General features: G+C 60.9%; 22 protein-coding genes. 11 read left to right on the top strand and 11 right to left on the bottom strand.

Features of this window, described 5'->3' with window-relative positions; all coding sequences use genetic code 11:
- The first annotated feature begins 51 nt into the window (after window positions 1-51).
- Window positions 52-1,353 (top strand): Zn-dependent hydrolase, encoded by a 1,302-nt coding sequence (locus ERE07_RS06915; RefSeq protein WP_130008075.1) that lies wholly within the window; start codon window positions 52-54, stop codon window positions 1,351-1,353.
- A gap of 35 nt (window positions 1,354-1,388) precedes the next feature.
- On the opposite strand, the gene argJ is transcribed toward ERE07_RS06915, so the two are convergent.
- Window positions 1,389-2,615, bottom strand: coding sequence for a bifunctional glutamate N-acetyltransferase/amino-acid acetyltransferase ArgJ (gene argJ / locus ERE07_RS06910; RefSeq protein ID WP_130008074.1), 1,227 nt, complete (start codon window positions 2,613-2,615; stop codon window positions 1,389-1,391).
- 171 nt (window positions 2,616-2,786) lie between these two features.
- Window positions 2,787-3,260 carry a MarR family winged helix-turn-helix transcriptional regulator gene (locus tag ERE07_RS06905; protein ID WP_130008306.1) on the bottom strand — a complete coding sequence of 158 codons (474 nt, stop codon included), beginning with the start codon at window positions 3,258-3,260 and terminating at the stop codon, window positions 2,787-2,789.
- Window positions 3,261-3,473: 213 nt separating this feature from the next.
- Here ERE07_RS06905 and ERE07_RS06900 point away from each other — a divergent pair, with 213 nt between their 5' ends.
- From ERE07_RS06900 to ERE07_RS06875, 6 genes are all read left to right on the top strand, one after another.
- A complete protein-coding gene (locus tag ERE07_RS06900) occupies window positions 3,474-4,556 on the top strand; it encodes a M14 family metallopeptidase (protein ID WP_245153510.1) in 1,083 nt (360 codons plus the stop codon).
- 198 nt (window positions 4,557-4,754) lie between these two features.
- On the top strand, window positions 4,755-7,097 hold the full coding sequence (locus ERE07_RS06895) for a bifunctional salicylyl-CoA 5-hydroxylase/oxidoreductase (protein WP_130008072.1): 2,343 nt from the start codon (window positions 4,755-4,757) through the stop codon (window positions 7,095-7,097).
- 11 nt (window positions 7,098-7,108) lie between these two features.
- A complete protein-coding gene (locus ERE07_RS06890; RefSeq protein WP_245153509.1) occupies window positions 7,109-7,894 on the top strand; it encodes an SDR family NAD(P)-dependent oxidoreductase in 786 nt (261 codons plus the stop codon).
- A gap of 24 nt (window positions 7,895-7,918) precedes the next feature.
- Complete coding sequence (locus ERE07_RS06885) at window positions 7,919-8,770, top strand: enoyl-CoA hydratase family protein (RefSeq protein ID WP_130008070.1); 852 nt, start codon at window positions 7,919-7,921, stop codon at window positions 8,768-8,770.
- 79 nt (window positions 8,771-8,849) lie between these two features.
- Window positions 8,850-10,499 (top strand): AMP-binding protein, encoded by a 1,650-nt coding sequence (locus tag ERE07_RS06880; protein WP_130008069.1) that lies wholly within the window; start codon window positions 8,850-8,852, stop codon window positions 10,497-10,499.
- Window positions 10,500-10,506: 7 nt separating this feature from the next.
- A complete protein-coding gene (locus ERE07_RS06875; protein ID WP_130008068.1) occupies window positions 10,507-10,917 on the top strand; it encodes a RidA family protein in 411 nt (136 codons plus the stop codon).
- Between the two features lie 124 nt (window positions 10,918-11,041).
- Here the strand turns inward: ERE07_RS06875 and hemL are convergent, their stop codons facing one another.
- From hemL to thiD, 3 genes are all read right to left on the bottom strand, one after another.
- Complete coding sequence (hemL, locus tag ERE07_RS06870; RefSeq protein WP_130008067.1) at window positions 11,042-12,319, bottom strand: glutamate-1-semialdehyde 2,1-aminomutase; 1,278 nt, start codon at window positions 12,317-12,319, stop codon at window positions 11,042-11,044.
- An 84-nt stretch (window positions 12,320-12,403) separates the two neighbouring features.
- The gene (gene thiE, locus ERE07_RS06865; protein WP_130008066.1) at window positions 12,404-13,063 is read right to left on the bottom strand and encodes a thiamine phosphate synthase; all 660 of its coding nucleotides are present in this window, start codon (window positions 13,061-13,063) and stop codon (window positions 12,404-12,406) included.
- The gene (gene thiD, locus ERE07_RS06860) at window positions 13,060-13,860 is read right to left on the bottom strand and encodes a bifunctional hydroxymethylpyrimidine kinase/phosphomethylpyrimidine kinase (RefSeq protein WP_130008065.1); all 801 of its coding nucleotides are present in this window, start codon (window positions 13,858-13,860) and stop codon (window positions 13,060-13,062) included. The genes thiE and thiD overlap by 4 nt, the downstream gene beginning before the upstream one ends.
- A gap of 145 nt (window positions 13,861-14,005) precedes the next feature.
- Between thiD and ERE07_RS06855 the strand changes: the two genes are divergently transcribed.
- The 4 genes from ERE07_RS06855 to ERE07_RS06840 are packed head-to-tail and all read left to right on the top strand — an operon-like array spanning window position 14,006 to window position 15,981.
- The gene (locus ERE07_RS06855; protein WP_130008064.1) at window positions 14,006-14,170 is read left to right on the top strand and encodes a rubredoxin; all 165 of its coding nucleotides are present in this window, start codon (window positions 14,006-14,008) and stop codon (window positions 14,168-14,170) included.
- A gap of 42 nt (window positions 14,171-14,212) precedes the next feature.
- Window positions 14,213-14,806: a YqgE/AlgH family protein gene (locus ERE07_RS06850; RefSeq protein WP_130008063.1), complete on the top strand. Its 594-nt coding sequence runs from the start codon at window positions 14,213-14,215 to the stop codon at window positions 14,804-14,806.
- Window positions 14,799-15,230, top strand: coding sequence for a Holliday junction resolvase RuvX (gene ruvX, locus ERE07_RS06845; RefSeq protein ID WP_130008062.1), 432 nt, complete (start codon window positions 14,799-14,801; stop codon window positions 15,228-15,230). The genes ERE07_RS06850 and ruvX overlap by 8 nt, the downstream gene beginning before the upstream one ends.
- Before the next feature lie 7 nt (window positions 15,231-15,237).
- Window positions 15,238-15,981 (top strand): lysophospholipid acyltransferase family protein, encoded by a 744-nt coding sequence (locus ERE07_RS06840; RefSeq protein WP_130008061.1) that lies wholly within the window; start codon window positions 15,238-15,240, stop codon window positions 15,979-15,981.
- A 70-nt stretch (window positions 15,982-16,051) separates the two neighbouring features.
- Here ERE07_RS06840 and ERE07_RS06835 read toward each other — a convergent pair whose 3' ends face one another.
- The 6 genes from ERE07_RS06835 to ERE07_RS06810 form a co-directional block, all read right to left on the bottom strand.
- Window positions 16,052-16,903 (bottom strand): symmetrical bis(5'-nucleosyl)-tetraphosphatase, encoded by an 852-nt coding sequence (locus ERE07_RS06835; RefSeq protein WP_130008060.1) that lies wholly within the window; start codon window positions 16,901-16,903, stop codon window positions 16,052-16,054.
- Window positions 16,900-18,078 (bottom strand): LPS export ABC transporter permease LptG, encoded by a 1,179-nt coding sequence (gene lptG / locus ERE07_RS06830; protein ID WP_130008059.1) that lies wholly within the window; start codon window positions 18,076-18,078, stop codon window positions 16,900-16,902. The genes ERE07_RS06835 and lptG overlap by 4 nt, the downstream gene beginning before the upstream one ends.
- Before the next feature lie 80 nt (window positions 18,079-18,158).
- On the bottom strand, window positions 18,159-18,878 hold the full coding sequence (gene mtgA, locus ERE07_RS06825; RefSeq protein WP_130008058.1) for a monofunctional biosynthetic peptidoglycan transglycosylase: 720 nt from the start codon (window positions 18,876-18,878) through the stop codon (window positions 18,159-18,161).
- Between the two features lie 3 nt (window positions 18,879-18,881).
- On the bottom strand, window positions 18,882-19,748 hold the full coding sequence (gene aroE / locus ERE07_RS06820) for a shikimate dehydrogenase (RefSeq protein ID WP_130008057.1): 867 nt from the start codon (window positions 19,746-19,748) through the stop codon (window positions 18,882-18,884).
- Complete coding sequence (locus tag ERE07_RS06815) at window positions 19,745-20,629, bottom strand: TonB family protein (RefSeq protein ID WP_130008056.1); 885 nt, start codon at window positions 20,627-20,629, stop codon at window positions 19,745-19,747. The genes aroE and ERE07_RS06815 overlap by 4 nt, the downstream gene beginning before the upstream one ends.
- Before the next feature lie 24 nt (window positions 20,630-20,653).
- Window positions 20,654-22,540: a ribonuclease catalytic domain-containing protein gene (locus tag ERE07_RS06810; protein ID WP_130008055.1), complete on the bottom strand. Its 1,887-nt coding sequence runs from the start codon at window positions 22,538-22,540 to the stop codon at window positions 20,654-20,656.
- Window positions 22,541-22,544 lie beyond the last annotated feature (4 nt).

Here is a 22,544-nt window from a genome sequence, read left to right as displayed (position 1 = left end):
GCGCTGCGCGATCATGCTTGCATGCGCAATGTAGATATCCAGGAAACTGATATGTCTTTCAATCCTCAAGAGGCTGCCGACCCGGCTGACGCCAATCTGCTCGCGCGTCTGGACCGCGAACGCTTGTGGGGCAGGGTAGAGGCCCTGTCGGGTTTCACGGATCCGCAACGGCCCTGGACGCGGCGTGCGTTCAGCAGCCTGCACGCCCGTTCGCGCGAGTGGCTGCGCGAGCAGATGCAGGCCGCAGGCCTGAGCACAAGACTCGATGCGGCGGGCAATCTCATCGGCCGGCGCGAGGGGCGTCGCCAGGGCGCACCGGCGCTGGCAACGGGTTCTCATTGCGACACGGTGATGAATGGCGGGCGTTTCGATGGCATCATCGGCGTGCTGGCCGGTATCGAGATTGCGCACGCGCTTGATGCTTGCGGTGCCGTGCTTGAACACCCCCTGGAAGTGATCGATTTTCTGTCGGAAGAGCCCAGCGATTATGGCATTTCGTGCGTGGGCAGCCGGGGCTTGGTCGGTCTGCTGGATGACAGCATGCTGGCCTCGCCGAATCCCGAGGGTGAAACGCTGGCGCAGGGCATGCTGCGTATAGGCGCGGATCCTTCGCGTCTGCATCCACCGTTGCGCGGCCCCGGCGACACCGCTGCGTTTGTCGAATTGCATATCGAACAAGGCCCGGTGCTCGAAAGCCGAAACCTGCCGGTTGGGGTGGTGAGCCATATTGTGGGGATACGTCGCGTCGCGCTTACCGTGGAAGGCCGCCCCGACCATGCCGGTACCACGCCGATGGATTTGCGCTGTGACGCATTAGTGGGCGCCGCCAGGTTGATTGAGGCGGTGCATGCCCGTGCCCAGGCGCTCAGCATCGGCCCGGACTACGTCGTTGCAACCGTGGGCCGTCTGGACATGACCCCTAACGTACCCAATGCCGTGCCGGGCCGCGTGGATATGGTGCTTGAAGTGCGCAGCGACAATACCGAGGTGCTGAACGATTTTCCAGAGGTGGTGCTTGCTGCCGCAGCCGGCGGGCTGAAGGCATTGCGCGTAGCGGCACACCTGCGCGAGCTGAGCCGCTCCGCGCCCACAGCCTGCGATCCGATGGTCATGCGGGCGATCGAAGCGGCGGCTGGCGCACTGGGCTACGAAAGCATGGTGCTTCCCAGTGGCGCAGGGCACGATGCAGCCTATATGGCGCGTACCGGACCCATGGGGATGGTGTTTATTCCCTGCAGGAACGGCCGCAGCCATTGTCCCGAGGAATGGACGGCGCCGCAGCAGTTGATGGATGGGACACGGGTGTTGGCGGCAAGCCTGCTGCGCCTGGACAGGGCCTTGTCGACGCGCTGAGGGCCGGGGGTATCCGGCCCTTTGCACGGTGAGCTTCAGGAACGGTAATCGGCGTTGATGCTGACATACTCATGCGAGAAGTCGCAAGTGTAGACCGTGTCGGCCACCTCGCCGCGCCCCAAGGCGATGCATACTTCGATTTCGGATTCTTTCATGACCCGCTGGCCGTCTTCTTCGCGGTAGCCGGGATGGCGTTCGCCGTGGCTGGCGACCAGCACATCGCCCAGCCAAAGGCGGGTGTTGGCGACGTCCAGGTCTTCGATGCCGGCATAGCCGACGGCGCACAGGATGCGGCCCAGGTTGGGGTCGGAGGCGAAGAAGGCGGTTTTGACCAGCGGCGACTGAGCGACGGAATAGGCAACCTTGAGGGCTTCGTCGGCATCTTTCGCCTCTTGGACGCGCACCGTAATGAATTTGGTCGCGCCTTCGGCATCGCGAACGATTTTCTGGGCGAGTTCGCGAGCGGCTTCTGACAGCGCCTGAAACAATTGCGTGTAGAGCGGATCGGCGATGGACTCGATGCGATCGCCGGTACGGCCAGTTGCGATAATGATGAAAGAGTCGTTGGTCGAGGTATCGCCATCGACTGTGATGCGGTTAAAGGACTGGTCGGCAATGGCGCGTGCCATGTCCTTGAGCAGATCCGGGGCGATGGCGGCATCGGTGGCCAGAAAGCCCAGCATGGTGGCCATGTTGGGGCGTATCATGCCTGCGCCCTTGCTGATGCCGGTAATCGTGACACTGGCGTCGCCCAGCGCGACATGGCGAGACACGATCTTGGGCTGTGTATCCGTAGTCATGATGCTGTAGGCTGCCGCCATCCAGTTGTTGTCGGCGAGGTTGGCCACTGCTGCGGGCAGGGCTGCCACAAGGCGGTCTACCGGCAAAGGCTCAAGGATGACGCCGGTGGAGAACGGCAACACCTGCTGGGGTTTGATGCCTAGCGCGTCGGCCAGCGCGACACAGGTTTGCGTGGCGGCCTGCAAGCCGCTTTCGCCTGTGCCCGCATTGGCGTTGCCGGTGTTGATGACCAGCGCTTCGATACCCAGCCCGCCCGCGAGGTGGGTTTCACACACCTGAACGGGCGCCGCCCGAAAGCGATTGCGGGTAAAAACCCCGGCAACGCTGCTGCCTGCGGGAAGCCGGAACACGGTCAGATCGCGGCGGCCGGCCTTGCGTATACCCGCTTCGGCAATGCCGATTTGCAGCCCGGCGATCGGGAGAATGTCGGATTCGGGTGGGATAGTCAGGTTGACGGCCATGGCGCGACTCAGCAAAAAGTGACGAAAACAATGATTCTATCTCAGCGCCACCGCCAAAGGGCGCAGATAAGCAATCTCGTTGCGTTTGCAGTGGACGCCGGTGAGTGCACACATACAACTGATGGCCATGGCGGCCGCCGGGACACGGCGGGCGTTCAGATGAAGGCCGGTTTACTGAAGGCGGCGCAGCAGTTTGAGCTCGCCCAATGCCTCGAACAACGCCGCGCGGCTTGAGTCCGACATGCCCGTGAACAGGGACTGTATCCACGCTTCATGCGATTGCGCCATCTTGGTGAAGGCGCGCCGGCCCTTGGGGGTGAGCTTGATCAATGAACTGCGGCGATCCGTGGCGTTACGCGTACGCTGGACCATGCCTTCTTTTTCGAGCTGGTCGGTAATGCCGGTAATGTTGCCGTTGGTGACCATCATGTGCCGCGAGAGCTCGCTCATTTTCATTCCGCCGGGCGCCCGCTGCAATTGCGCCATCAGGTCAAACCGGGGCAAAGTGGTGTCGTATTCGATCCGCAACCGACTGCGGATTTCGCTTTCGATCAGATTGCAGCAGGTCAGCATGCGCAACCATAGGCGAAGGTCCTGGTGATCCTCGGGCACCGTCCGGCTTTCCAGGTCGGGCACGTCGGGCATCACGGAAGAAGAGAGTGAGTCGCTCATTGCAGAAAGTCGATCAGGATGGGGATTCATGTATTTTAATCTTCAATTACATAAGGGGGAATGGCTGCAAGTACGAACTATCCTGTAAGGGGTGTACCGTATAAGAATCATGCAATGAAATAAATGCATTGTCCTTGACCCATGCATAATTCGCCCATCAATAATCATGAAAAAAAGGAGATTTCCGTGTATCAGAGCTGCTTTGCGCATAATTATGTCAATGCCCGTGAGCGCTTTCTGGAGGCTGCCCGTCTGCAGGAATGCCAGCTGCAGTCGTTCTTGAACCCCGTCGGCAAAGGTATTGATGGGGAAGACCTTACCATGGATATCGCCTACTACGGCGATGCGGCGGCCACCTCGGTGCTGGTCCTGACGTCTGCGATGCATGGCGAGGAAGGGTTTTGTGGCTCGGGCTGTCAGGTTGCCCTGTTGCGGGATCAGCCTTTGCTGGATGAGGCCAGGCAGGCCGGCGTGGGTATTTTGCTGATTCACGCGGTCAACGCCTATGGTTTTTCGTGGGGGCATCGCACCAACGAAGACAATATTGATCTGAACCGCAATTTCTGCAACTTCGAGCAGCCGCTGCGAGACAACCCTTATTACCAAGCCTTGCATCCCTTGCTGGTGCCAGCGGTCTGGCCGCCCGACCCGGACAATGAGGCAGCCATCCAGGCGTTCATTCGCCAGGAGGGCATGCAGGCCTACAAGATTGGCATGATGATGGGGCAGCACGTAGAACCTCAAGGGCTGTTCTATGGCGGTCAGGGGCCCAGCTGGAGCAACCGGACGCTGAGAGAAGTATTCAGGGCGTTTGGCCGCGGGCGGCAGCGCATGGGCTGGGTAGACATCCATACGGGGCTGGGGCCTTGTGGCCATGGCGAGAAGATTTTCGTGCAGAAGGGGCAGGACGAGTATGCGCGCGCGCGGGCATGGTGGGGTGCAGATGTGACATCGGTGTCGGATCCGAGCTCGAGCACGGTGGACATTGCCGGGACTGGCACGCAGGCCATGCTGGAAGAGTGCGCCGATGTGCCCGAGCTCACCTTCATGGCACTGGAGTACGGGACAGTCCCGCTGGATCAAGTCTTTCTTGCGCTTAGGGGTGACCGCTGGCTGGCTTGTCATCCTGAAGCGGATGATGCCACGCGCAAGGCAATGAAGGCGGCACACCGGGCCGCATTTTATGTGGACACCGATGCATGGCGCGGTGCGATTTTGGCGCAATCTCGCGTCTGCATTCTGCAGGCCATACGGGGGCTTTCCAGCTAGCCGAGCCTGCGCCGTGGGTCGCCGCCCGCCTTTCCGACCGGGCGCCCACGGCAATCAAACGCATAAAGCGCCACGGCGGCAAGACAACAAAGAAAAGACTTGCATCGCCCCAAAAGGAGATATATAGTTTAAGCCTAAACTAATTGGGAAAAGGGGCTTGCTCCCGGCAATACCCACAGCGTACCCTTGGAGACCCTCATGAAAATCGCATGCATAGGCGGAGGCCCCGCAGGTCTGTATTTTGGCCTTTTGATGAAGCTGGAAAACCCTGCCAACGAGGTAACGGTGATCGAGCGGAACCGGGCTTACGACACCTTTGGCTGGGGCGTTGTGTTCTCCGATGCGACGCTGGAAAACCTGAAAGAGGCCGATCCGGTATCGGCCGAGCAAATCACCGCGGCGTTCAATCACTGGGATGACATCGAAATCCATTTCAAGAACCGCAGCCTGCGCAGCAGCGGCCATGGGTTTATTGGCATCGGTCGCAAGAAACTGCTCAATATTTTGCAGGCACGGTGTGAAGAGGTCGGAGTGGAACTCGTATTCGAAACCGATGTCACCGACGATCAGGAAATCGCGCAAAAATATAATGCAGATCTGGTGATCGCCGCCGATGGCCTGAACAGCCGGATTCGCACCCGTTATGCCGACACCTTTCAGCCTGATATCGACGTGCGTGAATGCCGCTTTGTCTGGCTGGGCACAGAACAGACTTTCGATGCCTTTACGTTTGCCTTCGTCGACACTGAGCATGGCTGGTTCCAGGCGCATGCTTATCAGTTCGAATCCGGCATGTCGACGTTCATTGTCGAAACACGCGACGAAACCTGGCGGGCGTCGGGTCTGGACGAGATGTCGCAGGAAGAAGGCATCGCATACTGCGAAAACCTGTTCCGGCCCTGGCTCGGCGGAAAACCCCTGATCTCCAATGCCAAGCATTTGCGCGGTTCGGCAATCTGGCAGCGTTTTCCGCGTGTCATCTGCGATACCTGGGTGCATCAGCAGGCCCTGCCCGATGGGCGCACCGTTCCGGTGGTGTTGATGGGCGATGCCGCGCACACCGCACACTTCTCGATCGGCTCGGGCACCAAGCTCGCGCTCGAGGATTCGATTGAACTGCACCGCTCGCTACAGGCGCACCCCAACGACCTGCAGGCGGCTTTGCAGCACTACGAAGAAGTGCGCAGCCTGGAAGTACTCAAGATTCAGAACGCCGCCCGGAACTCGACGGAGTGGTTTGAAAACGTGGCGCGTTATGCGGACTTCGAGCCAGAACAGTTCGCCTATTCGCTGCTGACCCGTTCACAGCGGATTTCCCACGAGAACCTGCGTCTGCGCGACGCCGACTGGCTGCAGGCGTACGAGCGCTGGCTGGCCCAACGCTCGGGCATGCAGTACGCGGCCGACAGCATTGCGCCGCCACCCATGCTCACGCCTTTCAAGGCGCGTGACGTGATGCTCAAGAACCGTATCGTGGTGTCGCCCATGGCGATGTATTCATGCGTTGATGGCGTGCCTGGCGACTTTCACCTTGTCCACCTTGGCGGCCGCGCCATGGGCGGCGCAGGGTTGGTGATGGTCGAGATGACTTGCGTGTCGCCAGAAGCACGCATCACCCCCGGATGTCCCGGGTTGTGGAACGATGAGCAAATGCATGCCTTCGAGCGCATTGTCAATTTTGTGCATGGGAACACAGATGCCAAGATCGGTATGCAGCTCGGCCATGCAGGGCGCAAGGGCTCTACGCGCGTCAGTTGGGAGGGTACAGACATGCCGCTGCCCGACGGTAACTGGCCCTTGGTTTCTGCGTCGGCACTGCCCTACATAGAGGGTGTGTCACAAGTGCCGCACGCCATGACGCGCGAGCAAATGGCGTCGGTGCGTGATGAATTCGTGGCTGCCGCCCGTCGCGCGGCCCAGGCCGGCTTCGATTGGCTGGAGCTGCACTGCGCCCACGGCTACCTGTTGTCGAGCTTCATATCGCCGCTGACCAACCAACGCGATGACGAGTATGGTGGCTCGCTGGAAAATCGCCTGCGCTATCCGCTGGAGGTCTTCCACGCTTTGCGCGAGGTGTGGCCCGCAGGCTTGCCGATGTCGGTGCGGATTTCCGCGCACGACTGGGTCGAGGGCGGTATTACGGCAGACGATGCCGTGCGGATTGCGGCCCGATTCAAAGAAGCCGGCGCGGATCTGGTGGACTGTTCGTCCGGCCAGGTCAGCAAGGCGGAGCAGCCAGTCTACGGCCGCATGTACCAAACGCCTTTCTCGGATCGTGTGCGTAACGAAGCCAACGTCCCCACGATTGCCGTTGGCGCCATATTTGAGGCGGATCACGTCAACAGCATTATTGCGTCGGGCCGGGCAGATTTGTGCGCCCTGGCTCGCCCGCATCTGGCCGACTCGGCCTGGACGCTGCGCGAATCCGCCCGCATTGGTTTTGCCGACATTTCCTGGCCGCGCCAATACTTCCCGGCCAAGCGTCAGCTTGAAACCAATTTTGAACGGGCGGCTGCTTATGCACAGTCGATCGGAAAATGAGCGCGCGGGCCATGCAACTGCTGGAAGGGCGTCACGCGCTGGTGACAGGGGGGTCGCGAGGGATAGGTCTGGCGACCGCCAAGAGTCTTCTTGCGCTGGGCGCGCGCGTGACCATATTGGGCCGCGATGCCGCAGTGCTGAAGGCTGCCGTGGAGACACTTGCGCCACTCGGCAAGCAAGACAGCATCGCCAGTGTTGCGGGAGACATTTCCAGCCAGGAAGCCATTCATGACGCGATCAACGCGGCGCGCAAAACCCAGGGCTCCATCGATATCCTGATCAACAACGCAGGGCAGGCCGTGAGCCAGCGTTTTGATCGCACCACCGCAGAAGACTGGGAGCGCATGCTGGCGGTCAACCTGACCGGCACCTTCCATTGCATCCAGGCTTGTCTGCCCGGCATGATTCAAGGAGGGTGGGGGCGTATCGTGAATGTCGCCAGCACGGCAGGCCTGGTTGGCTATGGCTATGTGAGCGCTTATTGCGCGGCCAAGCATGGCGTCATCGGACTGACACGGGCCCTGGCCATAGAGCTGGGCGGCAAAGGTGTCACCGTGAACGCGGTCTGTCCGGGGTATACGGACACTGATATCGTGCGCGACGCCGTCGCCAACATCAGCGCCAAGACAGGCGCTGATCAGGACAAGGCGCTAGGCCAGCTTACCGCGCGCAATCCGCAAGGCAGGCTGGTTCAACCCGAAGAAGTGGCGGCGGCGATTGCCTGGCTGTGCCTGCCAGCTTCTTCTGCGATGAATGGACATGCACTCCCCGTGGATGGGGGCGAAACGGCGGGCTGACACCGCCAGCAACAGGAGGTTTACATGAATCAGATCGCTTTGACCATGGCACATCACAAGAAGCCCTACGCATCTTATGAAGCCCGTCATTTTCGTTGGAACGTATCCGAGGATGGCAAGGTCGGCGTGATCACGCTGAATCGGCCGGAACGCAAGAATCCGCTTACCTTCGATTCGTATGCGGAGCTGCGCGATCTTTTTCGCGGATTGGTCTATGCGACCGACCTGAAGACGGTGGTGATCAATGGTGCGGGAGATAACTTCTGCTCCGGCGGCGATGTGCATGAAATCATCGGCCCCTTGACCAAGATGAGCATGCCCGAATTACTGGACTTCACGCGAATGACAGGCGATCTGGTCAAAGCCATGCGTGCCTGCCCGCAGCCGATTATTTCCGCGATCGATGGCATATGCGCGGGTGCGGGGGCCATGATTGCGCTGGCTTCTGATATGCGTATCGCTACCGCCCGAGCCAAGACGGCGTTTCTGTTTACGCGAGTGGGGCTGGCGGGGGCGGATATGGGCGCCTGCGCACTGTTGCCGCGCGCCATTGGCCAGGGCCGAGCCTCGGAACTGCTGTTTACCGGGCGGTCCATGTCTTCCGACGAAGGCCTGGCCTGGGGTTTCTACAACAGCCTGCGCGAGCCGGACGATTTGCTCAAGGCGGCGACGGAACTGGCGCGCAGCCTGGCCGACGGGCCAACCTTCGCGCACAGCATGACCAAGAAGTTGCTGCATGAAGAGTGGGACATGGGCGTGGACCAGGCCATCGAGGCAGAAGCCAACGCCCAGGCGATTTGCATGCAGACACAGGATTTTCGTCGCGCTTACGAGGCCTTCTCCGAAAAGCGCAAGCCGGTATTTGAAGGGAACTGAGCACACAGGGCGGGCGTTGCGACAGGAACATGGCCATTCAGGCCGGCCGCAAAGAAACCGCCAACCAAAGGAGCAGAATATGGAAACATCCGCCCATACCGATACATTTGCGCGGGATCATTTACCACCTGTTGAAGAATGGCCTGAGCTGCTGCTGGGCGGCAACCCCGACGTGGATTATCCGCCCCGCCTGAACTGCGCCGTGGCGCTGGTGGATGAACGGGTCGATCAGGGGCAGGGAGAGCGCATTGCCGTGCACTGGCGCGAGGGTAGCGAGAAACACCACCTGAAGTATCGCGAGTTGATGGCGCTCACCAATCGCATTGCACGTGTACTGGTCGAGGATATGGGGCTCAAGCCCGGCAATCGCATTCTGCTGCGCGGGCCGAACAACGTCATGATGTCCGCATCATGGCTTGCCGCGGTGAAAGCGGGGCTGGTCACTGTGCCCACGATGCCGCTGCTGCGCGCGGGAGAGCTGCAGAAGGTGCTGGACAAGGCAGAAATTTCTGCGGTCCTGTGTGACCATCGATTGGCCGACGAAGTCGCGTTCTGCATGGACCCGCAACATCCCGCCCATAGCCCTGCGCTCAGGCAGGTCTGCTACTTTGGCAATGATGCGCCAGACAGCCTGGACACGCTGGCCGCGAGTAAGCCCGATACCTTTGATGCCGTGGAGACGGCGGTCGATGATGTCTGCCTGATTGCCTTTACCAGCGGTACAACGGGCAAGCCCAAGGGCTGCATGCATTTCCATCGCGATGTGCTGGCCATGTGCGATACGTTTTCCCGCCACGTGCTGCGCATGAGCGACAACGATATCGTTTGCGGCACACCCCCTCTGGCCTTTACCTTTGGGCTGGGCGGTCTGTTGTGCTTTCCCCTGCGTGTAGGCGGCTCGACCGTGCTGTGTGAAAAGCTGACGCCTGAAAGCCTGCTTGCGACGGTGCAGGATTTTGGCGTCACCATGACGTTTACCGCGCCAACGTTTTACCGTCAGATGGCCGCGCTGGTGGCCAAATATGACCTGTCTTCCCTGCGCGCCACGGTGTCTGCGGGGGAAGCCCTGCCAGACGCTACGCGTCAACTCTGGAAGGAAGCCTCGGGCATCGAAATGATTGACGGCATAGGCGGCACAGAGATGATACATGTGTATGTTTCCAGCCCGCCGGAAGCCATCAGACGCGGCGCAATTGGCAAGGTGGTGCCGGGTTATGTGGCCCAGGTCGTGGATGACGACTTCCGGCCGGTGGCGCCCGGGCAAACTGGCCGCCTGGCGGTCAAAGGGCCAACGGGATGCCGTTATCTGGACGACGAGCGGCAGCGGCGCTTTGTCCAGCAGGGCTGGAATCTGCCAGGCGATACCTTCTCCATGGATGAGGATGGTTACCTTTACTATCAGGCGCGCAACGACGACATGATTGTGTCGGCCGGCTATAACATCGCGGGCCCAGAGGTGGAGGGCACCCTGCTGGCCCACGAAGCGGTCGCCGAATGTGGCGTCGTTGGCAAGCCCGATGAGCAGCGCGGCAATATCGTCAAGGCGTATGTCGTGCTCAAGCCGGGCTATACGGGCGACGCCGCTTTGGTCAAATCTTTGCAGGACTACGTCAAGGCAACTGTTGCCCCCTATAAGTATCCCCGCGAGATCGAATTTGTTGATAGCTTGCCCAGAACAGAAACCGGCAAGCTGCAGCGTTTCGTTTTGCGTCAGAAAGCGAGTGAATGAGGAACACATGAAAATACTGCAACCCCCCTATTGGCAGGAACCCCGTGGCTATGCGAATGGCATCATGACGGAAATGGTCGCGGGCAGCCGTCTGCTGTTCATTGGCGGCCAGGTGGGCTGGAACGCGCAACAGCAATTCGAAACCAATGATTTTGCCGAACAGGTTGGCCAGACCCTGAGAAACATCGTCGCGGTGCTCAAGGAGGGTGGCGCGGGGCCCGAGCACATCACCCGCATGACTTGGTATGTGTGCGATAAACAGGAGTATGCCGCTGCCTTGCAGAATATCGGCCGCCATTATCGCGAGGTAATTGGCAAGCACTTTCCTGCCATGACTGCGGTCGAAGTCGCTGATCTGATCGAGGATGAGGCCAAGGTGGAAATCGAAGTGACGGCGGTGGTTCCTCCGGTAGCCTGACGCGCCAGGCCGTGCGCAAGAGCGGTCATCGCCAGCGCGCGTTGGCCGAGCGCAGAGCGGCTGCGTGTAAAAAGAGGGCGGCATGCAGTTCATCATGCCGCCCTCTCTGTGTCCACGTGTTCGCTCAGAGCTTGGCGAATACCTCTTCGGCGGCGTCCAGCGTGGCGTTGATGACTTCGTCGTTGTGCGCGCCGGACACAAACCCTGCTTCAAAGGCCGAGGGCGCAAAATACACCCCGCGTATCAGCATGCCGTGGAAGAACTTCTTGAACTGTTCCACGTTGCACTGCTGCATCTGCGCAAAGGTGGTGGGAATGCTGTCGGTAAAGTACAGGCCGAACATACCGCCCACATAGTCTGTGGCCAGGGGCACGCCCGCTGCGCGCGCGCGCTCGGCCATGCCTTCGGCCAGCTTGCGGGTTTGCTCGGACAGGCGGTCGTAAAAACCGGGCTCCGCCAGCAATTTGAGCGTGACTAATCCCGCCGCAACGGCCACAGGGTTGCCAGAAAGCGTGCCAGCCTGATAGACCGAGCCCAATGGCGCAATATGTTCCATGATATCGGCTCGCCCGCCGAAGGCCCCCACGGGCATGCCGCCGCCAATAACCTTGGCCAGCGTGGTCAGGTCGGGCGTAATGCCGGTGAGACCCTGCACCCCTTGCGGTCCGGCCCGGAAGCCGGTCATGACTTCGTCAAAAATGAGCAGCGCGCCATGCTGTGTGCAGAGTGAGCGCAGCCCCTCCAGAAAGCCGGGTATTGGCTTGACCAGGTTCATATTGCCGGCCACCGGCTCAACAATGATGCAGGCGATGTCGTCGCCGAATTCGGCGAACGCAGCCTCGACGCTGTCGATATTGTTGTAGTCCAGCACCAGCGTGTGGCGTATGAACTCTTCTGGCACGCCTGCGGAAGTGGGGTTGCCGAAAGTCAGCATGCCCGAGCCCGCCTTGACCAGCAGGCTGTCCGCGTGACCGTGATAGCAGCCTTCGAACTTGATGATCTTGCTGCGGCCGGTGGCGCCACGCGCCAGGCGTATGGCCGACATCGTGGCTTCGGTGCCTGAGCTCACCAGACGTACTTTTTCAATGGATGGAATGCGGGCCACAATCGCTTCGGCAATGTCGATTTCGGCTTCGGTGGGGGCGCCGAAAGACAGGCCATCCACAGCGGCTTCCTGCACGGCTTTGATGACCTCAGGGTGAGCATGGCCCAGTATGGCGGGCCCCCAGGATCCGACGTAGTCGATGTAGCGGGTATCTTCGGCATCCCAGACATAAGGCCCTTGGGCGCGTTTGATGAAGCGTGGCGCGCCGCCTACCGACCGGAAGGCGCGAACAGGAGAATTGACGCCGCCGGGAATGGACTGACAGGCGCGTTCGAAAAGCTGGGCATTGCGGGACATGGCTGGAAACCCCATGAAAAACAGGTGATGATCAACAAGAGAGGATAACAGTTTGGCGGCGCGGCGTTGCGCAGGGCGCGGCGGCTAGCCGAACAGTTGCGTGCAGCGCCTGGCTTCGGCCTGAATATCGTCTACCCCAAAAAGGCTGCTGATCACGGCGATGCTGTCGGCGCCGGCATGAATAACCGGCCCCGCGTTGGCGGAGGTGATGCCGCCTATGGCGACGACCGCCGGGCGGGCGTTGCCGGGTTGGGCTTGGGCCAGCTTTCGTCCCTGCGCGATATGATCGAGCGTTGCCCGCACGGCATCAGGTTTTACGCTGGACGGATACATGGCGCCGAAGGCGACGTAGTCCATGCCAATCTCCAGGGCCTTGGCGGCCAGTTCCGGCTGGTTGTAACAAGAGCAGCCGATGAGCTTGCCATCGCCCAGCGCAACGCGCGCCTCGGCGAGGCTGCCATCGTCTCGGCCTAAATGCACGCCGTCAGCATCAACCAGCGCGGCAAGGCGCCAGTCGTCGTTGATGATGCTGACAACGCCCAGTCTACGGCAATGGTCAACGATTTCGCGTGCCTGCGCGACGCGATCGGCCGCGGGGATGGTCTTGCGACGCCATTGCAAGGCGGTCATGCCGCCCGCCGCGGCTTGGGCGACAGCGTGCAGCAGCCTGTCTGTGTCGTGCCATTCAGGCGTAATGCCATACAGGCCCCGGGGGAAACGCAGCGAGGTGGTGGCAGAGGTCATGGCAGGCTTCGGTTGACCAGGCGCAATCCCATGCCTGGCTGAAAATGGCGGGCAGTCATTGGGCCGGACAGCGTGACCGCGGTATTGACCGCATCGGGAACGCTTTGCCCGCGGGCAAGCTCGGTGGTGATGAGGCAGGTCAGCGGGCCATCGGGATCTGCCAGACGCGCAGGCGGTGCCTGCCAGGGAAAGCTTGCCGTTTCGTTCTGGCGGCCCTGCAGCAGATAACTGCCTTGGCCGGGCCGCAGCGGCATGCCCGTGGTCAATACCCAGTTGGCGCCATAGTTGAGCAGGGCCTGGGCCGGCGTATCGGCATCGCTGCCTGCAAACACACCCTGAGACTGCCATTGCTCCAGCAGCAGATGGTGTACCACCACAATATCGGTCTGCGGCAGCAGCAGCTCGAACATCGCCAGTTGCAGGTCTTCGGTGTCGGTATCCTGCACCAGGGATTCGTCCGGCAAGCCGGTCAGGTGCAGAAGCAGCGGAACATGGTTATAGTCAGCGGCAATCTGCGCAACCACACTGGCCGACTCAGGCGTGTACAGCGCGCCGACCTTGATGGCCTGGACCGTCATGTCTTCCAGGACGCAACGGGCCTGGTCATCGATGGTTTCGGGCCCCACGGGATGAATGCTTTCTGTGACGGCAGTGTCACGCACAAGCAGGGCGGTGACTGTGCCCAGCGCATGGCAGCCTTGTGACGCGCAGGTAACCGTGTCGGCAGGCAGGTTACTTGAACCGCAAGGGTCAAATGGCCCGAAAATGAGGGCGAGGGGCGGGTACGGGGATTGCACTGTGATGGGTGTAAAAAAGAAATTGGCAACTTTTGGTTAACATTAGGGTCTGGCACTTGGGTTTGGACCCACTGCCCCCATTCTAATGGAAGCGCCCGGGGTTCGCGGGGACCCTTCCCGGTAATGTTCTAGTGAGTATCAAAATATGCGTACGTGGATGTGTCTTATATGCGGTTGGATCTATGATGAGGAAGCAGGCCTGCCCGAAGAAGGGATCCCCCCCGGTACGCGCTGGGAAGATGTTCCGCCCAATTGGGTCTGTCCCGAATGCGGGGCGCGAAAAGAAGATTTTGAATTGATCGAGGTGTAATTTCTACAAGAAATACGGTTCATCACTCCAGGAGGACAAGTCATGAGTACCACGCCCAAAAGGCCTCAGCCCCACGTTAGCGTAGACTTGTCCCGGCAATTGCTGGTGGCAATGCCTGGTCGCGTTACGGGCGAGCTGGCCAATACAGTGATTTACGTTTGTGAGCACACCGGAGACGGCGCGCTCGGTCTGGTCATCAACCGCCCCACCGACATCACGGTCGCTGATCTGCTCAAGCGCATCGACCTCGATCTCTCACTCGATACGGGCGATGTGCAGGATGCCCTGGTGTTTTTCGGCGGGCCTGTCCAGACAGACCGCGGTTTCGTGCTGCACGCGCCTGTAGGCGGCTATAGCTCCAGCATCAAGCTGGGCGATGTCGCGCTGACGACGTCTCGCGATGTGCTGCAGGATGTCGCCAACGGCAAGGGGCCAGCCAAGCTGCTCATCACGCTGGGTTACGCCGGCTGGGGCGCGGGACAACTCGAAAGCGAAATGTCGCAGAATGCCTGGATCAACGTCGATGCCAGCAGCGATATCCTGTTCGAAACGCCCGCAGAAAATCGTTATCAGGTTGCCCTGGGCAAGCTGGGCATTGATCCCATCATGCTGGCTGGCGAAGCCGGGCATGCGTGAGCAAACCCTGTTGGCCTTTGACTATGGCACGCGCAAGATTGGCGTAGCGATCGGCAATACCCTCACGGGGCAGGCCCGCCCGCTCGAAATCCTCGAGCCGGGTACGCGTGTGCGAAGATTTGCCGAAATCGAACGTCTGCTGCAAGACTGGCAGCCTGACCGTGTCATCGTCGGCCTGCCGCTGACGCTCGATGGCCAGGAGCAGTATGCCAGCCTTCGCTGCCGCCGCTTTGCCAATCAACTGCATGGCCGATTCGGGGTGGAGGTGGTGCTGGTCGATGAGCGAGGCTCCAGCATGGAGGCCCAGCAGTTGCTGGGCAATAACGCGCTGGATGATGCCATGGCGGCAGCTGTCATTCTGCAGCGCTACCTGGATGCGCAGTCTGTGCCGGCCGATCAGCCTTTACCTCAAACAACAAGGTAGCCCGGTTTTGTTTCTCTTGCGTTTCGTTTTGCGTTTCATCGTTGTTGCGATATGGGTCATCCTCGGATTGTGCTGCGTCGTGCTGGTCTTTCCCTTCGCCGGCAAGCGCGTCCGAGCCCGCATGAATCGTTACTGGTCGCGCGCGCTCATGGCATTTTGCGGCGTTGCCATGAAAGTACAGGGCCAGCCAGTGCAACGCGGACCAGTCATGTGGGTCGTCAATCATGTGTCATGGGTGGATATCTTTGTACTGAACAGCGTCCGGCCTACGGCTTTTGTTGCCAAAGCCGACATCCGACGCTGGCCGCTGCTGGGGTGGCTGGTGGCCGGCGCGGGCACGGTATTTATCGAGCGCGGGCGGCGGCACGCTGTCAGCAAGGTAGGCAAACAGCTCGAAACCCGCTTCGAGGCGGGTGAGGCCGTTGGTCTGTTTCCCGAAGGTACAACGTCGCCTGGCTTCGATGTGCAGCCGTTTCATTCCAGCCTGTTCGAGGCGGCGATTCATGCGGGCGTTGATATCCAGCCGGTTGCCCTGCGCTTCTTTCATCGCGGTCAGCGTAGCGATTATCTATCGTTTGTGGGCGATCAAAGCTTGATGCAGAATTTGTGGCGGCTGCTCGGTACGAGCGGCGCATGCGTCGAGCTGGATTTTCTGGCGGTGATGCCGGGCGATCATTGCCGGGAAGAGGGCCGCGCCAAGGCCGCCTCCCATGCGCACCGCGCCATACGCCACGCTGTTGTCAAAAGATAGCATCGACCGAGGCGGTGCGCCCGGGCCAAGCCTGTTTCCGCGTCCGGCAGCCAGCCAGGTTTTGTTGTGCCTAATCGGATTTTTGGGGCTGGCCCTTGGGCTTGCGCTGTTGCGCGCAAGGCACCTGGATCAGTGCGCGATCGCGCAGGCGCAGGGCCGTCAATTGGCGACCCCAGATGCAGCCTGTGTCAAGACAGATTGCATCGGGCCGCAGCATCAAACCCAGGGCTGACCAATGGCCAAAGATCACGGTGTCGTGCCGCATGGCGCGGTCGGGCAGGTCAAACCAGGGCATGATACGGCCGTTGTTCATGGGCTCGCCTTTGTGTGCGAAGTCCAGGCGGCCGTCTTGATGGCACATACGCATGCGCGTCATGATATTGATAATGGCGCGAAGGCGGTCGCTGCCCCGCAGGTCATCTGACCAGTTATCGGGCTGGTTGCCATACATCTGCCCAAGGGTAGCTTTCCAGTGCGGGCCACGCAGGGCGGTTTCCACTTCCTGCGCCAGGGCCAATGTTTTGCGCGTATCCCAGGTTTTGTGCACGCCGGCGTGCACCAGAAGATGCCCTTGTTCGTAATGCGCCAGCGGTCGGTGCCGGATCCAGTCTATAAGCGATTGGGCGTCAGGTGCATCGAGGATGTCGCGCAGCGTATCGCCTTTCTTGAGCGCGCTCGCCCCGGCGGCCACGGCCAGCAGGTGCAGATCATGATTGCCCAATACCGACACCGCCCGCTCGCCCAGCGCCATGACGCGCCTGAGCGCGCCCAGCGAGTCGGGGCCGCGATTCACCAGATCGCCCGCGAACCACAGGCGAGTGCGGGGGGCCGAGGCGATGTCAGGATGGTTGGTCAATGTATCGAGTGGCGTGCAGCAGCCCTGCAGGTCTCCGATGACCCAGGTGTCCGGGACGGCGGTCATGTGGCGGGCTTGCTCCAGGGAATCTGTGTCTGTCGGAAACGCCGCACGTTATGCTGGTTCTCCATCAGGATGAGTGCACCCAGGCCCAGCGTGAGCGCGGCGAGATTGGGCACAAGGGCGGTAACCCAGGGCGCCCATTTGCTGAGCATGCCTACATTGAGCGCCAACTGGTTCAGCATGAAGAACCCGACGCCCAGCAGTATGCCAATGAAGACCTTGCTGCCGACCCCGCCGCGCCGCGTTTGCATAAACCCGATGGGGGCGGCGATTGTAATCATGACCAGCAAGGTAAAGGGGTAGGCCATCTTGCGCCAGAGCGCGACCACCTGTCGCTCGGTCTGCAGCTGATTGTCTTTGAGATAGCTGATGTAGTCGGTGAGATCCATGAGCGACATGCGCTCGGGCGTCAGGATACGCGCGATCAGCCGTTCCGGCGTCAGGCTGGTGGACAGGGTTCGCTCGGCCAGCGCCTGCACCGTGGTGAGTGGGGCTTTGGGCTTGTGTCCATCGGCCAGCGCAGAAATTGCGCTGTCGTCGATGCGGGTTTGCTTGACGTCTCGCAGCACGAGCGTGCCATCGCCAAAGTGCCCGCGTGCCGCTTCCGAAAAAGTCGTGAGCTGCTGGTCGGGGCCGAATTCGTACAGCGTGACTTGCTCCACGCCGCCCGTGGCAAGCAGCGTCGATATGTTGATGACGCGCACGCCGCCGTGATCGTCGGATTCCTTGAACCAATAGCCGCTGGCCAGGCGGCCGCCGCCGGATTTGCCCAGCAGCGTCAGCCTGGCTTCGCTGGACTTGATCTCGGCAGCGGGGGTGATGACTTCGGAGAGGAAAAATGCACCGGCCACCAGTGGGATGGTGACGATCCACAGCATGATCAGCAGTTTCATGCCGCTGACGCCCGATACCCGCAGTATCACCAGCTCGTTGCGCTGAGCCAGCCCCGCCAGCGCAAGAATGGCGCCGATGAGCAGGCCGATGGGCAGGAGATCGTACAGCCGCGTAGGCAGCGATAGCGCCTGTATGTAAAACAGGTTGAGCAGCGTGAATTTAGTGCCCACATCATCAAGGTCGTCGATCAGCGCGAAGAACGTGAACAGCCCAAGCAGCGCCAGCAGAACAACAGCGCTGGAGCGGTAAATTTCACGGGCGAGATAGCGACGGGCGGTGCGCATGAATGGATGTTGCCAGAACAAAAAAGTTGTACGAGGGAAACTGCAAGATTACCACTACCAGAAAAATCACTTCAGGCGTATCACGGTGATTCAACCAGGCGCATGCGATGCTGTATGGTGCTGGATCTCGACTTCAGATACGAAGAGCTGCGATGCTTGTCGTAATAGGCCGGATTGGGCAGCATGGCGGCCAGCCGCGCTGCCTGGCCCTGGCTGAGTTTGCTTGCGCTGGTACCGTAATAATGCCGGGCGGCCGCTTCGGCCCCAAAGACATTGGTTCCCCATTGCGCCACGTTCAGGTAAAGCTCGAGGATGCGTTGCTTGCTCATGACCAGTTCTATCATGTAGGCCAGAATCAGTTCCTGCCCTTTGCGCAGATAGGAGCGCGAACTCGACAGAAACATATTCTTGGCGAGCTGCTGAGTAATCGTAGAGCCGCCACGCATCTTGCTCTTGCCACGTTCGGCCTGCCTGCGATTGTATTCCCAGGCTTTGCGAATGGCGTCCCATTCCACGCCATCGTGATCCGTGAATCGGGAATCTTCGGAGGCAATCACCGCGCGCTTGAGATGGTTGCTGATTTGGTCGTAAGACACCCACTGGTATTTGATGGACGCTTTCGGATCCTTGGCGCGAAGCTCGGTAATCGTGTGATTCATGAACGCGCTGCTCGACGGGTTGCGCAGGCTTAGCCACAACACCATCACGAACAGGCCGAACTGGTACAACAGCACGGCGATAATGGCCAGCAGCATGGCCGCAAAGACGACCTTGACCTTGTTGAGCCGACGGCGCGCCATTGCTCAGGCGCTGACGAGCTGGCGGCGCAGGGCTGCCAGCACTTCCTGGGTGTCGGGCGTGGTGCCGTGCCAGATGGCAAAGCTGGCGGCAGCCTGGCTGACCAGCATCCCCAGGCCGTCGGCCGTGTGCGTGGCGCCAGATTGCCCGGCCTGCTGCATGAAAGGCGTAGGCTGCGACCCGTAGACCATGTCGTACGCGAGTGCGCCAGGGGCGTACAGTCCGCCTGGCAACGCCAGCGCTGACGCGCCCAGGCTGCTGGACGTGGCGTTGATGACGATGTCCCATGCGCCTGCTGCCTGTGCCAGGCCGCCGGCTTCCAATCGCGAGGCCAGCCCCGGCTCATGCGTGGTGATGTGCTCGCGCAGGTGCAGCGCGCGCTCGGCGTTGCGATTCACCACGCGCAGGCGCTCACAGCCGGCGCTCAGCAGCGGGAAGATAACGCCTTTTGCCGCGCCGCCCGCGCCGATCAGCAAAATGCGTCGGCCAGCTGGCGCATAGCCCAGGCGCGTCAGGTCTTCGAGCAGCCCAACGCCATCGGTATTGCAACCGTGCAGTGCGGCGTCTTTCATCCAGAGCGTATTGACTGCCCCGGCAAGCTGCGCCCTTGGGCTGAGATGGGCCTGGGCCAACGCGAAGGCTTGCTCCTTGAACGGGACGGTGACGTTCAGACCGCCCCCGCCTTCGGCGAAGAAGGCGGTAACCGTGCTGGCGAACCCGTCCAGCGGCGCGAGTAGCCGGTCGTAACTGAGCGCAATGCCCGTCTGGCGGGCAAACTGCTCATGAATGAAGGGTGAGCGGCTATGCGCAATCGGATTGCCGATGACGCCGTAGCGGGTGGCGCCAGTGGTAGAGGAGAGTGAATTGGTCACGGGGCAGCGGTATTGAGTTGTTGGTTGACGAAATGCCAGGTGCGAGTAATGGCCAGTATGTCGGTTTCCCGGGTAATGGCCGGTGGCAACGGCGGAAACGGCGCCGCGAGCTGGACGATGCGCAGGGCGGCCTGGTTGAGCACGGGATAGCGGGACGGCCGGTTGATCTCTGTGTGATCCAGGGTGCCGTCGCGCCGGATATAGACGGTTAATTGCAGGCTGTCATATAACTTGCCGCGTGCTTCTTGCGGATAATGCTCAGTGCCCAGTATTTCGATTTTTTTGCGCCATGTTTCAACGTATTCGGCGTAATCCGCCCTTTGGGCCGAAGGGCCGGCGAACTGGCGGCGCGGTTGTTCATTGTAACGGTCTATGCGTTCTTTGATGGCGCTGATGCGGGCATTCAGAATCAGGCTTTCCTGCTGACGGTTGTCGGTGCCCGGGTCGCTGGACTGTTCGAACAGATCAGGCTGTTTGCGCGCGGGCAGCGTTTTGGCTTCGGCCAGCAACTGCGTATACAGACGCTGTTGTTCGGCTTCGAGTGCTTCCTGCCGCCGTCGCAACGCGGCCAGCACGATTTCGTCGGGCGACTGCGCGGCGGTGCGCGGCAGCGGAGAGGCCGCGTAGGCTTTGTGTTGGACGGTGCCGCCCCCGTCCAGCGACTGTTGAGCCAGGATACGAGGGGAGACAGGCGCTTCTTCGCTGCGCGCATTGACGAGCGTGACTTCGAGGGCGCGCGCTGGCGGCGCCGCCGGTAGCGACGGATTCGCAAAACGCCAGGCCAGCAGCAGGCCGTGTATCGCCAGCGACAGAACCAGCGCAATGGCCAGATAATCATTGCGTGGCGCGCGGGCACCCGGCAAAGTCGCAAACGTTGGCATAGGCTTTGTCCGTAAGAGGCCGGATCAGGCCGCGATGACCTCGCGCAGCCTGCAGTCCAGCTCAAGCGCCAATTCGTCAAACCCCAGAATATCCAGTGTAACGGACTGTCCACGTTCCAGCTCGGGCAAAGCAGGTACGCGGGTGACCAGCGGCACGCCTTCCAGGCGCACCAGATCGTCCCGGATCACATTGCCCTGCACGGTGCGCAGGCCCTGCTGCTGCAGCCAGCGCAGGCACCAGTAGCGTTCTATCGATGACTGGAAGTCGTTCCATGTTGCATATTGCGAATCGAAGGCACCGATAATGGCAAACAGGTCGGCATCCTTTGGTTTGAATGGCGCGACCAATCGGGCCGAGACACCATGTTCGGCCGTTGCCATGATCTGCCACTGATTGACCATGTCGACATAGCGGCGCAGTGGAGAGGTTGACCAGGCATACTGGGGCACCCCGATCGCCTCGTGCGGCAGGGCATGCGTGGACATGCGTACCTTGCCTGCCTGTTGGGAGCGATAGATGCCGGGCACCCCATGTTTGGCCAGCAAGCCGCCCCAAATATTGTTGGTCAGGATCATGTATTCGGCAATCAGGCGATCCAGCGGCGCATTGCGTCGGCGTGGAATCAGCCTGACGGGCGTATCCGGATCATCGTGGGGGCCATCCAGCTCAAAGGAATAATCCACCCGGTTGTTGTTCTCTGGTTTGCCGCGCACTTGTTCGCGCTGGCGGCACAGGTGCTGCGAAAAACGCCATAACGGCCGCAGCCATTCGGCGTAAGGCAGGTCCGCACCCGGCGTTTCCAGGGCTTCTTCGGTCACGTATTCGTCCAGAACATTGTGGCGCAGGTTCTCCTTTACCTGGATGCGTTCCAGGCGGGTTTCGGTCGCCAATATCTCGCCGGTTTCCAGGTTGGCCTCCACGTACAGCGACAGCGCGGGGCGAACCTGGCCCGCATCGAGCGAGAACTGCGCGATGATCTCGCCAGGCAGCATGGGGATCTTCAGGCCTGGGATGTACACCGTGGACATGCGCCCGCGCGCAAGCTTGTCCAGATCGCTGTCGCGCGTGACGGTCAGGCCCGGCGCGGCAATATGGATGCCGATGCGCACCACGTCGCCCTCCAGGCGGGTGACCGACAAGGCATCATCCACCTCGATGGTGGATGAGTCGTCGATGGAGTAGGCTACAACGTCGGCCTGCGGAAGAGCTTCGCCTGGCGCAGCGGTGGCAAACTGGGGCGCTTGTGTTCCCTTGGGGAAATGGGCTGCAAAGAAGCGATGCAGATGCAAGGCCAGTGGGTGCGGCCAGGCGCCGCAGGACAACAGCAGCTGTTCGGGCGTTGTCTGCAGCTGTTGCACGGCGGCATCGAATGCTTTCCATTGGAGCGAATTCTTGTCTGGCCGGATCAACAGGCTATTGGCGATTGCCGCAATCTCTTCGGGCAGCGTGCCGGCAATCAGTTGATCCGTCCATTGCTGTTGTTGTTCGGCCTGCTTGCGTTTTTTTTCTATTGCCGCGAGCGCGGCGGCAAGAATATCCGGCGGCGCCGGGCGATAGCTGCCTTTGCCGCGCCGGTGAAAGTAGGCCGGCGCGCTGCTCAGCGCGAAAATCAGCGCAGCCTTTTCGACCGCGGACGGCGGGTGCCCGAAGTAATCCTGGGCAAAGGCGGCGGCGTCAAACTCTTCCTGCGGCGCGCATTCCCAGAGAAAGTCGATTTCGAGCGTAGCGGCCAAGGCCTGCGCCTGTTCGAGCATGGCCGCGGGGGCGGGCTGGTCGAACTGGAACAGAACATTGGCTTTCTTGATCTTGCTGCGCTTGCCTGAGGCCGATTCCACTTGCATGGTGGTATCGCTTTCAGAGAAGATTTTTTCCGCTTTGAAGCTTCCGCTGTCTTCGTAAAGAACGTGCATGTAT

Origin of the sequence: Allopusillimonas ginsengisoli, assembly GCF_004153455.1 — a bacterium.
Taxonomy (GTDB): Bacteria; Pseudomonadota; Gammaproteobacteria; order Burkholderiales; family Burkholderiaceae_B; genus Allopusillimonas; species Allopusillimonas ginsengisoli.
The sequence above is the reverse complement of the archived record's forward strand: the minus strand, read 5'-3'. Positions and strand labels throughout refer to the sequence as shown.